Raw genomic sequence first — 14,869 nt, forward strand, 5'->3', positions numbered from 1 at the left:
TCCGCTGTCTCATCAGGCCGCGCGGACGTTGCCGAGGAAGCGTCCGGTCTGGCTCTTCAGCTGATCCGACTGGCTGCCGAGCTGGGCCGCCGCACTCAAGACCTGCGCCGCCGCCGCGCCGACCTGCCCCGAGGCCTCGCGCACGCCGACGATGTGCTGCATGACGCCCTGCGTGCCCTGCGCCGCCTGCTGCACGCTGCGGGCGATCTCCTTGGTGGCCACGCCCTGCTCCTCGACCGCCGCGGCGATGGTCTCGGTGATCTCGTTCATCTGGCCGATCGTGGTGCCGATCTCGCGGATCGCGGTGACGGTCGAGGTGGTCGCGTCGCGGATCGCCTCGATCTGGCTGGTGATCTCCTCGGTCGCCTTGGCGGTCTGCGCCGACAGCGCCTTGACCTCATTGGCGACGACCGCGAAGCCCTTGCCCGCTTCGCCCGCTCGCGCCGATTCGATGGTGGCGTTCAGCGCCAGCAGATTGGTCTGGCCGGCGATGGTCTGGATCAGCGCCATCACCTCGCCGATCTTCTGCGAGGCGTGCACCAGCCGCGTGACCATGGATTCGGTCCGGGTCGCCTGCTCCACCGCGTTCTGCGCGATCGACGACGACTGCGTGACCTGCTTGGCGATCTCCTGGATCGACGACGACAGTTGCTCGGCCGAGGCCGACACGGTCTGCACGTTCTTGGCGGTCTGCTCGGCGGCCGCGGCGACCTTCGCGCTCTGGTCTGACGTGCCGGAGACGATGCTCGACATCGATTGCGCCGAGGTCTGCAGCTCGCCGGCGGCGCTCGCCGTGGTCTGGATCACGCCGCCGATCGAGCGTTCGAACTCGTCGGCGATCCGCACCAGCACCGCCCGCCGCTCCTCGGCGGACTGCTGCTTGGCCTGCTCCTGCTCGGCCCTGATGCGCTCGCTCTCGGCGAGATGGTCCTTGAGGATCTGCAGGCTGCGCGCCATGCGGCCGATCTCGTTGCGCCGATCGGTGAACGGCACCTCGAAGCCGAGATGGCCCTTGGTCAGCTCGTCCATCACGGCGCAGGTCTGATCGAGCGGAACGACGACGCTGCGTCCGAGCCAGAAGGCCGTGATCGCGGCGATCAGCAGCCCGGCAAGGGCGCCGAGGCCGGCCCACAGCGCGCGTTGATAGACGACTGCATCGATGTCGTCGACATAGGCGCCGGCCTGGATCGCCAGCATCTTGTCGCCGCTGCCATAGGCGCCGACATAGGACATCTTGGGCAGCTCTTCCTTTCCGCCGGCCCGCGGCACCTGATACTCGACGAAGCCGCCGCCGGCACGCGCCGCGCGCACGATGTCCTGGATCAGATATTTCTTGGTCGAATCCTGGTAGTCCCAGCGATTGACGTTGATGTATTTCGGGTTGGCATGGACATAGGTGACGCCCGCGTCGGACGAACCGGTGCCATAGATGCCGAGATAGTCGTTATAGGCCCCCCAGCGCATCGCGCCGATCGCGGCGAAGGCCTGCTGACGCGCCTGATCCGCCGGGACTTTTCCAGCGGCGGCCGCGGCGTCATAATAGCTCAGAATCTTGACGGCGGAGTCCACGAGGTTGCGGACCATGGTCTGCCGCTCCTCGATGACGGTTCCACGCAGCATCAGGATCTGCATGGCGGAGACGGCGAACAGAGCGATCGACATCACGGCAATGATCGCCGCGAGACGCTGATAGACGGTCAGGTGTCGCATTTTCCGGTTCTCGTTGCATGGGCTGTATGCACGATACCAAGCTCACATTAATGGTTTGCTATCCGTGCGCCTGCGCGCCGATGAACTAATTAGTCTTTAGCAGCAGAGACTAATCCCATTGCGCGAACCGAATCACGAACGCAACCACCTGATGCTCTCTCGTTCGTCTCGGAAGCTAACCTGCAAGACCCTCGCGGCGGCAGGCCCCGTCCGACGCTTGTCCCACGGATCCAGGATCTTGCGACGCGCAGAGCGCCCAAGCTTTGTGCAACGAAGCCCTCATCTCATCGAGGGCGCAGGGAAGACCAGGCCTCGGCTGATTCCTGCGGCCCCCGTGCGAAAAGGAATGCACGGGGCAGGAACCACAGGTTCAGCCAGCGCGACCCGGCCTTCCCTGCGCGATGGTGTTACGGCTGCTTCGCACTCTCCCCGGGGACCGGCGTTCTTGCCCCCGTTTGCAGCACCGCGCGGAACGCACGTTGCGCAGACATCAGCTTCGGGATGCCAGGACCATGCGACTTGACCGTCCGTGCCGGCGCCGCTCGTCAGTCGGCGCCTGCCCGTCCATCGCATCCTGCCTCAACGCTCCTGACGATGCGCAGCGCCCCTCGTCGATGAAGCCGGACCGGGACAATCAACCACAAATTCCGATAAAACGAAAGCGGAAAGTTTGCGCTGCCCCGTGCGGATGTGCCGATGCCCTTGACGCCGCTTGCAAACTTCGTTGTCCGGCGCAGGGCGACGGCGCGCATCAGCGCTCGCCGGTCGTATGCGCGCCCTGCGCGGCGGGCGACTCAGCGGCGTTAAGATGACGCCGTCACCTGCGCAGGCCGGCGCTGCCGCAACAGCAGCAGCATCGCCACCGCGGCGCAGGAGCACACCAGGCTCAGCGCCAGCGGCGCATTGCTGCCGTAGCGGGTCAGGAGCTCGACCAGGATCGGCGCCGACACCGCCGACAGCACGTTCATCGGCAGGCCGATCTGCGCCGAGGCCTTGGCGAACGCCGCCTTGTCATAGAACACCAGCGGCATGGTCGCGCGCGCCACCGCGAGCGCGCCGGTACCGAGGCCGTAGACCAGCATGAACATCGCGATGGCGACATGCGAGCCGTGGCTCAGCATCAACAGCAGCATAGCGGCCGGCAGCGCCAGCCCGGCGACAATCGCGGTGGTGATGCCGTCCCAACGGCCGCCGCCGAGGAAGTCGATCGCGCGGGCGCTGATCTGGATCACGCCCAGCATCGAGCCGAAGGCGATCGCCTCCGCCGGCGAAAGGCCCTCGGCCTTCAGGAGCTCGATCAGCACGGCGCCCATGCCGAAGGCGACGAAGGCGTTGAGGCCGGAGGCGCCGACCAGCAGATAGAAGGTGCTGCGCGCCGGCGTGACGGCAGGCGCGCGCGCGGCCGCGCCCGAGTCAGCCGGCAGATGATCGTGGACCCGGCGCGGCAGCAGGAACACGAACAGCGGCAGCGACACCAGGATCAAGAGGCCGGCATAGACGAGGCAGGTGCTGCGCCAGCCGATATGCGCCGACAGCGCCGACGTCACCGGCCAGAAGATGCTGCTCGACAATCCCGTCACCAGCATCAGCGCGCCGATCGCCCGGCCCGCGCGCCGCCCGGCGATCTCGTTGAGCACGATGTAGGAGGCGGTCGAGAGCGTGGCGCTGCCGGCGATGCCGAGCAGCAGCCAGGCCGCGTAATAGGTCAGCGGCCCCTGCGCGACCGACAGCAGCACGTAGCCGGGCGCCGCCAGCACCGTCCCCGCGATCATGACGCGGCGGCCGCCCTGCTTGATGAACGGCCGCGCCAAGAGCGGCGAGCACAGCCCCATCGACATGTACAGCACGGTCGTGCTGGCGAAGATCGCCGTGAGGTCCATCTCCAGGTCCGCCGCCATCGCCCGGCCGATCACCGCCGGCAGGCTGAGCGTGCCCCAGGCGATCAGCTGGGTGACGGCCAGCACGATCAGAACGCGCAGGATGGAGGGATCGGCGATGACGGGGGGCATGCGGCGGATATGGGTATTGCAGGGAGGGAGCGCCGGGCACGAGGCAGAGCGCGACGATGCTTTTAATGCATTCGCGCCGCCCCAGCCCCGCTGTTTCGGAATTGCCCCCTGCCGGGGATGGGGTGCTGGAGCCTATGCGGCCGCCATCGCATGCACCGGCCGCCGCCGGCGCAAGAGCAGCAGCATGAGGAACGCCGCCGACGAGAACACTAGGATGAGGGCCAGCAGGGCGTTGCTGCCGTAGCTGGTGAGAAGCGCGGCCAAAATCGGCGCCGACACGGCGGACAACAGGTTGAGCGGCAGCGCGATCTGCGCCGAGGCCTTGGCGAAAGCCGCCCTGTCGTAGAAAACCAGCGGCATGGTCGCGCGGGCCACCGCCAACGCGCCGCTGCCCAATCCGTAGACCAGGATGAAGACCGCCACCACGGCATGGGAGCCGCCGGCCAGCATCAGAAGCAGCATCGACAGCGGCAGCGCGAGACCCGCCGTGAGGGCGGTGGTGAGGCCGTCCCAGCGGCCCCCGCCGAGAAAATCGAGCGCGCGGGCGCTGATCTGGACCACGCCGAGCATCGAGCCGAAGCCGATCGCCTCCGTAGGCGAAAGGCCCTCGGCCTTCAGCAACTCGATCAGCACGGCGCTCAGCCCCATCGAGACGAAGGCATTGAGGCCGATCGCCGCCACCAGCAGATAGAACGTGCTGCGTGCCGGCGCCGGATGAGCGATCGCGGCGGTGTCGGATGCGGACGTTTGCCGATCGGCCGGGCGCGCCGGCAGGGCGAGGACGAGAAGCGGCAGCGAGACCAGCAGCAGCAGACCGGCATAGGCGAGACAGGTGCCGCGCCAGCCGACATAGGCAGCGATGGCCGAGCTGACCGGCCAAAAGATGCTGCTCGACAGGCCGGTCACCAGCATCAGGCCGCCGATCGCCTGGCGGGCACGCGGGCCGGCGATTTCGTTCAGCACCACATAAGCGGCGGTCGAGAGCGTTGCGCTGCCGGCGACACCGAGGAGAAGCCATGCGGCGTAATAGGAGACCGGCCCCTGCGCGGCCGACAGCAGCACCAAGCCGGGCGCACTCAGCAGCGTGCCGGCGACCATCACCCGTCGGCCGCCATAGCGGACGAACGGCTGCGCCAGCAGCGGCGAGCATACGCCCATCGCGACATAGAGCACGGAAGAGCCGGCGAAGATCGCCGCCAGCGTCATGTCCAAATCCGCAGCCATGGCACGGCTGAGTACGGCCGGCAGGCCCAGCATGCCCCAGCCGATTAGCTGGGTGATCGCCAGCACCATGAGAGCCGTCCGGACATTCCGCTCCGCGATCACCTGAGCCAACTCCGCTCCAAATCAGGACCGCATTCTAGACAGGCTGCGTGACATCGGAGCTGGCCTGGTGCCAGCTTCTTCTTAGAAGACCTCAAGTGTGACACCAGCCGCTCCGAGCCGCCCGTCGTGCTCAGCTCGAGGTCTTTCCAACCTTTAATTGCCGTTGCCGCTAATTAAAGGCCCGGGCCGTTTGCTTTAATTACTCGACTCTCGGGGGAACTCTGGCGCGCAGCAGGAACAGCTTTTGTCGCCCCATGTTGGTGGCTACCGTCCCCTGGGAGCCACGCCATGCCTGCCTACAACATCTTTCGCCGCGGCCTCCTGAAGGGCACCGCCGCCGCCACGGCCTTCGCAATGCTCAACCAAGCCTCGGCGCAAAGCGGCCCTGGGGGACATCAAGGCGGCCGCTCCGACACCGGGTCGCGCGAGTTGCACGGCCAGCCGGTGCCGGAGCCGCCGCCGGAGAAGAGCGCAGGACCGATCCGTCCCGGACGCGGCTCGTCCCTCGCCGGCAAGGTCGCAATCGTCACCGGCGCAGCGCGTGGCATCGGGCGGTCGATCGCGGTGGAGATGGCGGCCAACGGCGCCGACGTCGTCGCGCTGGATATCGCGGGACCGGTCTCGACCGCATCGAACGCGGCCCCCGCGACGCCTGAGGATCTCGCCGAGACGGTGCGCCAGATCATGTCCTATGGCCGGCGTGGCGAGAGCATCCGCGCCGATATCCGCGATATCGCCGCGCTGCGCGCCGCCGCCGAGCATGTCGAACAGACCTATGGCAAGATCGACATCGTCGTCGCCGATGCCGCGATCCAGCGCTGGAAGCCGCTGCTCGAGATGGACGACGCCGACTGGCGCGACGTGATCGACAACAATCTCAACGGCACCGCCAACACCATCCGCGCCTTCGCGCCGAAGATGGTGGCGCGCAAGAGCGGCCGCATCATCGTGCTGTCCTCGATGCAGGGCAAGCACGGCACCAGGGACGCAGCGAGCTACTCGGCATCGAAGTGGGGCATTCTCGGACTGATGAAGTCGGCCGCGCTCGAGCTCGGACAGCACAACATCACGGTCAATGCGCTGATCCCCGGCCTCGTCGACACGGCGCTGACCCGCTACGATACCAGGCTGAGCGAGGCGATCCGCGAGACCGGCCGCGAGGCGCCGGCGACCCCGACGCCGCAGCAGGCCTGGGACGCCCGCGCACCGACCGTCGCGCTCAAGGTCGGCTGGCTGCAGCCCGACGATATCTCGCCGGCCGCAGTATTCCTCGCCTCCGACGCGGCGGCGATGGTGACGGGTGCGGAGTATGAGGTGACGGCGGGCGACAGCGCGAAGGATGTCTGAGGAGATCAGCCGACCGCCAGATCGCGCGCGGGCTCGGCGAGCCAGGCCACCTCGGGCAGCGCCATGAGCGCGGGCTTGGCGAAGTAATAGCCCTGGAACAGGTTGATGCCGGCCGAGCGCAGCACCGCGAACTCGGCCGCGCTCTCGACGCCCTCGGCCAGCACGGCGATATCGAGCTGGCGCGCCATCGCCGTGACGCCGGACACGATCACCTGCCTGGCGTGATCGCGATCAATGTCGCGCAACAGCTCCATGTCGATCTTGATCAGGTTCGGCTGCAGCCGCGCCAGCAGATTGAGGCCGGCATAGCCGGCGCCGAAATCGTCGAGCGCGGTCCAGAAGCCGAGCTCCTTGTAGCTCTTGACGATGCGCTCGACATGATCGGGGCTCGTCATGCGCTCGTTCTCGGTGAACTCGAACATCAGGTTCTCAGACGGGAAGCTGGCGCGCTTCGCCGCCGCCAGCGATTTCTGGATGCAGGCGCGCGGCTCATAGACCGCGTTGGGCATGAAGTTGATCGACAGCCGTGCGGCGTGGTCGGTGAACAGGCGGCCTGCGGTCTCGATCGCCAGCACGCGCGCCGACTGGTCGAAACGATAAAGCTGCCCCTCGGTCAGCTGCGACAGCACGCTGTGCGCCCCCTCGCCATTCGGCCCGCGCACCAGCGCCTCATAGCCCCAGATCCGCTGCGCGTTGACATCGACGATCGGCTGAAACGCCATCTTGAACGCAAACGGCAGCTCGATTCCGTCAGCGCATCCCGCGCATGTCCCAGCCATGACCATCTCCCCGGTTGTCTCCGGAAAGGTACGGATGCGGCCTTAACAAATACGGAAGGATTGTGACGTGCCGGCCAGGACAGGTATGTGTGTGGGGGGGTGGGAGCGGCCTGGCGGAGAGAGTGTCCGCGCCTGTAAAGCCAATTCTCATTGTTTTTCAATGGTTTCCGTGCACGTGCGTGGCAGCTACCCATTGTGCCACCCGCAGCAAGCCGCCGGATTGTAGCGGAAAACGGCGAACTATTGCGGCCAAAAGTGGAAGGCCTGATCAGTGAGGCGAGTGTCGCCGGAGCATCGACATGCCCTCGCACCGATCACAGAAACAATCGCTGGCCGCATTACCTTGCGGGCAGCTTATCCCGGCTCAGATCGTGTCCCATAGAGTGGTGTAGCTGGCATGGTGGATCACCGGGCGATTCCGGTGCGGGCCGAGCTCGTCAGCCTGCCACGGCGGGCAGGCCGGCAATGGGATCATCGCTCAAAGGCGCGATGGTTTCCAGCGTCATGTAGCGGGCGCGCTGGACGGCCCACTCGTCGTTCTGCTCGAGCAGGATCGCACCGACGAGACGGACGATTGCTTCCTCGTTTGGGAAGATGCCGACGACCTCGGTGCGGCGCTTGATCTCGCCATTGACCCTCTCGATTGGATTGGTCGAGTGCAGCTTGGCGCGGTGCTGTGCCGGGAAGCTCATATAGGCGAGCACGTCAGGCTCGGCCTCATCCATGAGGGCGGCGAGCTTGGGCACGTTGGGACGGATCTGGTCGGCGACCTTGCGCCATTGCGCCTTGGCTGCCTCGGCGTCGTCCTGGGCAAAGGCCGTGGCGATGAAGGCGGAGACCACGCGGCGCCCGCTCTTACCGGCATGAGCGAGAGCGTTGCGCATGAAGTGAACGCGACAACGCTGCCAGGTGGCATTGAGCACCTTGGCGACGGTGGCCTTGATGCCCTCGTGAGCATCCGAGATCACGAGCTTCACGCCACGCAGTCCACGGCGTGTGAGCTTGCGCAGGAACGCGGTCCAGAACGTCTCGGCCTCGGACGGGCCGACGTCCATGCCCAGCACCTCGCGCCTTCCGTCGCTGTTGACGCCGATCGCGACGATCACCGCGACCGAGACGATGCGCCCATTCTGGCGCACCTTCACGTAGGTGGCGTCGATCCACAGATACGGCCAGTCGCCTTCGATCGGACGGGCGAGAAAGGCCTTTACCTTGTCGTCGATCTCGCCACAGAGCCGGCTCACCTGGCTCTTGGAGATGCCGCTCATCCCCATCGCCTGCACGAGGTCGTCGACCGAACGGGTCGAGACGCCCTGCACGTAGGCTTCCTGGATCACGGCGGTCAGCGCCTTCTCGGCCATCCGGCGCGGCTCCAGGAAGCCCGGGAAGTAGCTTCCCTTGCGCAGCTTGGGAATGCGCAACTCGACCGCGCCGGCACGCGTTTCCCAGATCCGGTCACGGTAGCCGTTGCGCTGCGCCAGACGCTCGGAGCTCTTCTCGCCATAGGCCGCTCCGGTCAGCCCGGCGACTTCCATCTCCATCAACCGCTGGGCTGCAAAGCCGATCATCTCGCGCAGAAGATCCGCGTCCGGGGCCTTCTCCACGAGCGCGCGAAGGTTCATCATCTCGTCGGTCATCGGTGGTTCCTCGAATCAGGTTGGTGTCAGCAACCCGACCCTACCGGGCAATCGCCGGTGACCACCGCAAAGCCGTCCACCCACTACAGCGCTATGGGGGAGCGCGCGGGCGGACGGCTTTGCTCTACCGAGCTACACCACGCCCGGGGACACGACCCCGGCTCAAGCTTGAATTCATCAGAAGTCCCTGGGAGCCAGATGGCACGCGGCCAATCGAGACCACTGCCGATCGCGTCATAGTAGCATACCCATATTCGAGCCGGATGGCGGCCTACGACGGTTCCCACACCTGGTTCAGGATTCGAGCCGCGAGGGCAGCTTTATCCTGCGGTAAGAAGCGACCATAGTGGTGCGCCACCATTTCGGGTGTGTCCTGAATAGCGTAGCTCGCCTGTTCGTATGAGCCTGTCTGTTTCAGAATATGCGTTGCTAGTACATCGCGAACGTTATGCGGCCCATGGGGTAGAAGACCAGCAATTGCACCGCGACCCGTGTAGGGATTGTAAATTCCGTATCGCTGGATTGTTAGGCGCCAAACCTCATAGAACGTGTTCTGATCGTACGACGCGTCTCTGCTAGTTGTTTTCACCGTCTTGACAAAGAACGTACCGGGATCTTCTGCTCCTCGGAGCAATACCCCTCGATGCCGATCGATATACCCCTCGATATGTTCGTAGAGGCAGCCGAGATTAGGCAGGACCAACCGAAAGGGCTTGTTCCCGAAGAACGATGAGTTGGCGTTCTTGAATGCGACGGCTGGAATTAACACCTCCCAGCCGTTATCGCGCTCACTCCAACGCAGCTCTCCTCGCCTCATATCCGCAAGTTGGCGTTCAGATCGAGGCGACTGACCCCGCCTGCAAACCATAAGTTGACGAAGATTCTTCTGGCGCAAGCCAAGATGAAGTCCGAAACGCAAAAGCAAGAATGACCTTACGGCTTCCGCCTTTGCTCGGCGATAGAGACGCTCATCGGGCATCAACCGGAGAATTTCTTCGGTGATCTTACGATACTGCCCGACAGGGCTGTCCGCTTCAAGCACTGGCATGATCGGCTCGAAGGGATCGCGATGGATTCGCGCAACACGTTGAATTTCTTTCGCGCGAGATGAGGCGTGCTTGAAATAGACATCGCAAGCGTCGTTCCAATCGCCTTGAGCGCGCTCGATATCGTTCTTCGTAACAAGCCCTTCGATTGGATGCACACGAGACGCAAGATGAGGATTTTGTCGTAGCCAACCTGTTTCATTGCGCGTCAGAGCGAGCGATATGCGCAGCATATCCACTTCCCACGCGGTGTAAAAACCCCGTCGACGCTCTCGCCATTGAACATACCAGTCCCAAATCGACGGGAAGACGAGCAGACCAAACGTCAAATGTCGAGATGGTACACCGCGACCACGCACTGGCCCTTGAGGATGCGCCGCCAGGGCCCCGAACATTAACCCGAGATGCTCCAGCTTTTGCGACGCTGTCTCTTCACCCCAAACGCCGTTGCGTTGTAGGCCGAAAGCGGTAAGCGTCGACGTCTTGAAGCGAATGAGTTCGGCCATTTCCACCGCAAGGACGGGCGGAGCATCAGTGACGCCGGACATGAGATCTGGGTCGACGAACGCTGCACTATCGTCATCGGATTGTTCTAGCCGCGTCCTAACCCTCTCGTTGCCAGCATCGGGCTGTCCGTAGGCAATTGCAGGAAAGCGGATTGCGTAGCGTTGTTTCATAGCTGCCGCTTGGAAACGCCTGTAGTCTGTTGAGCCGGTGATGATCACGCGCCGCACCCATTCCAGAATCTCTTCCTGAGCTTCGCGTGAGCGCGTGTTGAAGTCGTCCGGCAGATGCCATGCGAGCCGACGTCGCTCCGCCGCACCGACACTGTCAAGGATGTGCCCGGTGGTGGAGCGCGTCTGATGCGGTAACTTGGCTTTGAGATAGCCTGCTGGCAAACGATAGCGGCGCTCGATACGAGCCAGCACCTCCATACTCGCAGCGCTACGTGGCGCCTTCGATCCACGCATCCAATGACGAATTGTCGAGGAGTCTAGATTTTCATCGTCCCGGATCACCGCACGATGAAGATGCCAATAACTATCACCATGGCGACGCATGTGAAGTTCCAATGCGTCCGAAAACGAAGACGGTTCGACCCATTGCTGAAATAGAGGTTTGGGGAGCTCGTCGACAATGCGGGGCTCTGCGCCACGCTTCTTCTGGTCCATCTCCGCTTCATGTTTTGACGGAGGCCGTATGCGGCTGCCCTGCACGGTCTCCCTTTCTGACCGCTTCTCCGGGTAACGACGAGTCTGCGAAGGCGCCGCCTCCTTGCGTGACGAAACATCATTTCCGGACCGCACAGCGAGCGCGTTGACATGGCGGCTAATCGCATCGAGTGCCGGCTCGATCGCCGTTCTCGCATTGAACACCGCATCTTCATTGAGACCGCATCGAATCGCGATCTTGTCCCAGTCGTAACTTCGCATTTTGCGCGGCGGTGTCACCGATCTCGCGATCAGATCGAGAAGAAACGCCTTGATTGCGGCGCTCTCCAGCGGCGGAAACATCTTGTCGATGCGAACACGGCAGAAACTCGAGATTTTCCGAGCGAAGCGTTTGGTGTGCGAGGCGTCAATCATGTGTCGAGGAGTCGAAGGCAGCTTGCGGTATTGGCGTAGTGCTCCATAGCCGATTCCGGCTGCCACGCCAGTAGTTTTTCAGGCACTTGATTACGGACATGCTCATCTCGAACCGATCGAAGATGCACTCCCGGCAGTCTCCATTCCGGTCCGGCGCCAAGTTGGGGACTCTGGCCAAAGGTGCCGCGCGGCGAAAGGTCTGAATGCCCCACTTCGAGTGCTGTGCCCTCCTTCGGCGCTCGCAGCAGCAGCATCACGACCGGGATGATCGCAATCAGACAGATTCCGAACAGCCAGAAGCAATCATCTCAGGTCATCACCTACGCTTGCTTCTCCGGCCGCAACGTTCTCATTACGGTCTCGGAGGAAGAAAGCCGGATGACGGCGATGGCCATCAACGGCCAATTGCTCACATTCCATTTCTCACGCGACCACCTCGACTTCGACCTGGGCTAGGAGATCACGAGTGACCGGACCGCTATGCTCAAACGAATCGCCGACAGACCGGTATTCAACTCATTCGCGGCCTTCACCAGGCGAAGGGATTCGGACAGTCGCGTGCCGGTTTGGCAGCGAACACATGCGGACGCAGGGACGACGGCGAGAGTGTTCGCGAATCGGCCCAAGATATCCTTCTATCCTCAGGCGGTTGGGCGATTTGCGGGTCAGAGGTTCCACAGAGTCAATCCCCTGCCACTTGACGGATTGGAACGAAAAACACGGACAAGCGCGGCCAAGTCTCACGAACCGCGAAGTCTTACCAGATCTTTTTCATACCTCCAGGCTCCGAGGGGCTCACATCGAGCAGTGCTTGGAGCGAGCTCACGAGCACTAACCGCCGACGTCCTACCGTTGTCGTAATGAGATGCCCTGTCCCAATTAACTCGTAAAGCTTCGTGCGTCCCAAACCGGTGACCTCGCTTGCTTCGTTAATCGTGCAGGTAAGTCGTTGAACGAACGGAATCGACTTTGGTTCTTCAGATGACGGATCGGACGGGGCAATCGGAAACCCTTCGCTTCGCCCTCTTCGACCGTATCGCATGGCCCCTCCTACTTCACAGAGCTCTGTGGAACGAGAGTTTGCTCTGCGGCGATCAACGTCAATGCGGACGCCCGAGGGCTCCCGCGTACACTGGAGCACAGCGGCGGCTGTTCGAGCGCATTTGGATATAGACTGCGGCATCGATTTTTTTCGCGATTGAGGATGACTGGCGGGCGCTGCAGCGACATATTTTTCAGAGGCCTCCGTCAGCTTCAGCTTGGACGGTTTCAGCGGTTGAATACTGTCAACGCGCATTAGGACGGAGGTGTTGCTGCCTGCATCAATGCGCTAAATCGCTTCACACCTGTTAGTTGTGGCTCTAGCCTCGGCTTTTTTTGATTGAGGGGCAAATGTCAAAGCCAAGGTGGGCGCCACCCATGCGAAGTGGGGGCCTGTTAAACCAAGCTTCTGGCCAATCTGGCACGCGAACAAGGATTCACTGAGGGACAAGGGATACTCCGTCCGCAAGAACGAAGACGGTCAATGGCAGGTTCGTTTCGTTCCGGGCACTCAGCTGGCGCGTGAAATGAATCACGCGAAAATCCCCTTCGACACAGCGTGATGTAAGTGCTGAAGCTGCCGGCTGGCCAATCTTGCGTTAAAGCGGCATGGCCCTTCGCCCACCAAAATGCGTGCGGGACCACACCATCATCACGGGTTGTATCGCCGATCTGAGGGACAATAGGTCCCGCAAACCGCACGCTCATGGTCGAGGCTTACCTAAGCTGTAAGAACTGCCGGACATCCTGGAAAACGGAGGTCGCGACCATGAACAAGAAATATCTTGTTGGTGACCGGCGGGGCCTCTGGCGCGTTTGGTTAGGCGTCTGCGGGGATCATGAGTTCGATGTCCTCCTGAACGAATGACACGCCGAAAGCGCTATGCTCAACATCATTGATGTATCGACGCGCTTTCGCCCGAATAAGCTTGGCGTACGCATGCTCACAGATCCTCATCTGAGCGGCATAAGCCGAGTTGTCCAGGTACGGCTTCAACCGAGCGACCGCTGAAGCAGCACTGATCCATTCAACGTTGCCAGCCGATCTAATGGAATCCTGCGCCTCCTTGAGCGCCCGCCCTCGCAATGTCAACGTGCCGATTGCCGACAGCCATGATTCATGGATGCTCCTGGTTTCATACTTGCAAGGCCCATTAGGCAGGCCGATCAGTTTTGTCTGCGTCGATAAGTACAAGGGAGTAGCTGGTGCTGCGACCGCCCGCCGCGTCCTTCTGCAGGATGCCGCGCTTGATCAGGTCATTGATGTCACGCGTTGCGGTCGGCTGCGAGACCTTGGCGATTTTTTCCCATTTCGACGAAGTGAGCTTTCCCTCGAAGCCCTCAAGCAAGCGATTCAGCATCATCTTCTGGCGCTCGTTGAGACCGCTCGCGCCGTACTTTTCCCAGAATGCCGCCTTCAGCAGGACATTACCGATGATCGCGTCAGCTCCGTCGAAGGCGCGGCCGAGACAGCCGAGAAACCAGTCGAGCCAATTGGTGATGTCGAGCGTGCCGCGCTGGGTTCGCTCAAGGATGTCGTAATAGGCTTTCCGCTCCTTCCGGATTTGCGCGGACATGCTGTAGAAGCGCTGCGTGCTGTGTGCGGACCGTGCGAGCGCCAGGTCGGCGATTGCCCGTGCGATACGACCGTTGCCGTCCTCGAAAGGATGGATGGTCACAAACCACAGGTGCGCGAGCGCGGCTTTGATGACAGGGTCCTGCTCCTGCTCGGCGTTGAACCAGTCCAAAAACGTTTTCATCTCGACCGGGAGCCGCTTGGCGGCCGGCGCCTCAAAGTGAACGCGTTCGCGGCCGAGGGGCCCCGACACCACCTGCATGGGGCCTGCCTGTTCGGTGCGCCATCCGCCGACCGTGATCTTCAGCATGCCGCTTCGTCCGGTTGGGAACAGAGAGGCATGCCAGCCGAATAACCGCTCGGCGGTCAGGGCGTGATCGTACTTCTGTGTGGCATCGAGCATCAGCTCGACCACGCCCTCGACATGCCTTTCCGCAGGAGTGAGAGCACCGATATCCATCCCGAGCCGTCGGGCGATCGACGAGCGGACCTGGTCGCGATCGAGGATCTCGCCCTCGATTTCGCTCGACTTGACCACCTCCTCGGTTAGCGTCTGTAGAGAGGCCTCTGCCTTCAGTTGGAACCCAAGCCGTTCCATCCGGCCCAAGAGCCGACCTTGCTGGTGGCGGACCCGGGCGAGGCTTTCGGACAGCTTCTCAGCGCTCCACTCGAAGTCGGGCCACTCCGGTCTTTCATGAATATAAACCATAGTCTCTGCACCCCTTGACCGGAGTATGGGGCTAATCTCTTCATCTTCAAAGCATTCCGATCATTTCATGATTGGAATGAGGGCGCTTATCTCTTCATGGTCA

General features: G+C 62.8%; 10 protein-coding genes. 2 read left to right on the top strand and 8 right to left on the bottom strand.

The genetic code is table 11. The features are described 5' to 3' along the window. Positions 1-12 precede the first annotated feature (12 nt). The 3 genes from BRAD285_RS31740 to BRAD285_RS31755 form a co-directional block, all read right to left on the bottom strand. A complete protein-coding gene (locus tag BRAD285_RS31740) occupies positions 13-1,710 on the bottom strand; it encodes a methyl-accepting chemotaxis protein (RefSeq protein ID WP_006615070.1) in 1,698 nt (565 codons plus the stop codon). 803 nt (positions 1,711-2,513) lie between these two features. Beyond that, positions 2,514-3,719, bottom strand: coding sequence for an MFS transporter (locus BRAD285_RS31750; RefSeq protein WP_006615068.1), 1,206 nt, complete (start codon positions 3,717-3,719; stop codon positions 2,514-2,516). Between the two features lie 132 nt (positions 3,720-3,851). Beyond that, positions 3,852-5,054 carry an MFS transporter gene (locus BRAD285_RS31755; RefSeq protein ID WP_006615067.1) on the bottom strand — a complete coding sequence of 401 codons (1,203 nt, stop codon included), beginning with the start codon at positions 5,052-5,054 and terminating at the stop codon, positions 3,852-3,854. A gap of 279 nt (positions 5,055-5,333) precedes the next feature. On the opposite strand from BRAD285_RS31755, the gene BRAD285_RS31760 reads away from it, so the two are divergent. Next, complete coding sequence (locus tag BRAD285_RS31760; RefSeq protein WP_006615066.1) at positions 5,334-6,392, top strand: SDR family NAD(P)-dependent oxidoreductase; 1,059 nt, start codon at positions 5,334-5,336, stop codon at positions 6,390-6,392. Positions 6,393-6,397: 5 nt separating this feature from the next. Here BRAD285_RS31760 and BRAD285_RS31765 read toward each other — a convergent pair whose 3' ends face one another. The 3 genes from BRAD285_RS31765 to BRAD285_RS31775 all read right to left on the bottom strand — a co-directional run bounded on the left by BRAD285_RS31765 (position 6,398) and on the right by BRAD285_RS31775 (position 11,440). Beyond that, complete coding sequence (locus tag BRAD285_RS31765; RefSeq protein ID WP_035648629.1) at positions 6,398-7,171, bottom strand: EAL domain-containing protein; 774 nt, start codon at positions 7,169-7,171, stop codon at positions 6,398-6,400. A 437-nt stretch (positions 7,172-7,608) separates the two neighbouring features. Further along, positions 7,609-8,808, bottom strand: a complete 1,200-nt coding sequence (locus BRAD285_RS31770; protein ID WP_087877580.1) for an IS256 family transposase — start codon at positions 8,806-8,808, stop codon at positions 7,609-7,611. A gap of 271 nt (positions 8,809-9,079) precedes the next feature. Then, positions 9,080-11,440 carry a hypothetical protein gene (locus BRAD285_RS31775; protein ID WP_006612023.1) on the bottom strand — a complete coding sequence of 787 codons (2,361 nt, stop codon included), beginning with the start codon at positions 11,438-11,440 and terminating at the stop codon, positions 9,080-9,082. Positions 11,441-11,662: 222 nt separating this feature from the next. Between BRAD285_RS31775 and BRAD285_RS31780 the strand changes: the two genes are divergently transcribed. Continuing rightward, entirely contained in the window at positions 11,663-11,896 is a 234-nt protein-coding gene (locus BRAD285_RS31780) for a hypothetical protein (protein ID WP_035646433.1), read from the top strand. A 301-nt stretch (positions 11,897-12,197) separates the two neighbouring features. Here BRAD285_RS31780 and BRAD285_RS36740 read toward each other — a convergent pair whose 3' ends face one another. Both BRAD285_RS36740 and BRAD285_RS31785 read right to left on the bottom strand, forming a co-directional pair. Next, positions 12,198-12,737: a helix-turn-helix domain-containing protein gene (locus tag BRAD285_RS36740; RefSeq protein ID WP_006612026.1), complete on the bottom strand. Its 540-nt coding sequence runs from the start codon at positions 12,735-12,737 to the stop codon at positions 12,198-12,200. 898 nt (positions 12,738-13,635) lie between these two features. Beyond that, the gene (locus BRAD285_RS31785) at positions 13,636-14,766 is read right to left on the bottom strand and encodes a Fic family protein (RefSeq protein ID WP_006612029.1); all 1,131 of its coding nucleotides are present in this window, start codon (positions 14,764-14,766) and stop codon (positions 13,636-13,638) included. Between the last annotated feature and the right edge of the window lie 103 nt (positions 14,767-14,869).

Source organism: Bradyrhizobium sp. ORS 285 (genome assembly GCF_900176205.1).
Lineage (GTDB): Bacteria > Pseudomonadota > Alphaproteobacteria > Rhizobiales > Xanthobacteraceae > Bradyrhizobium.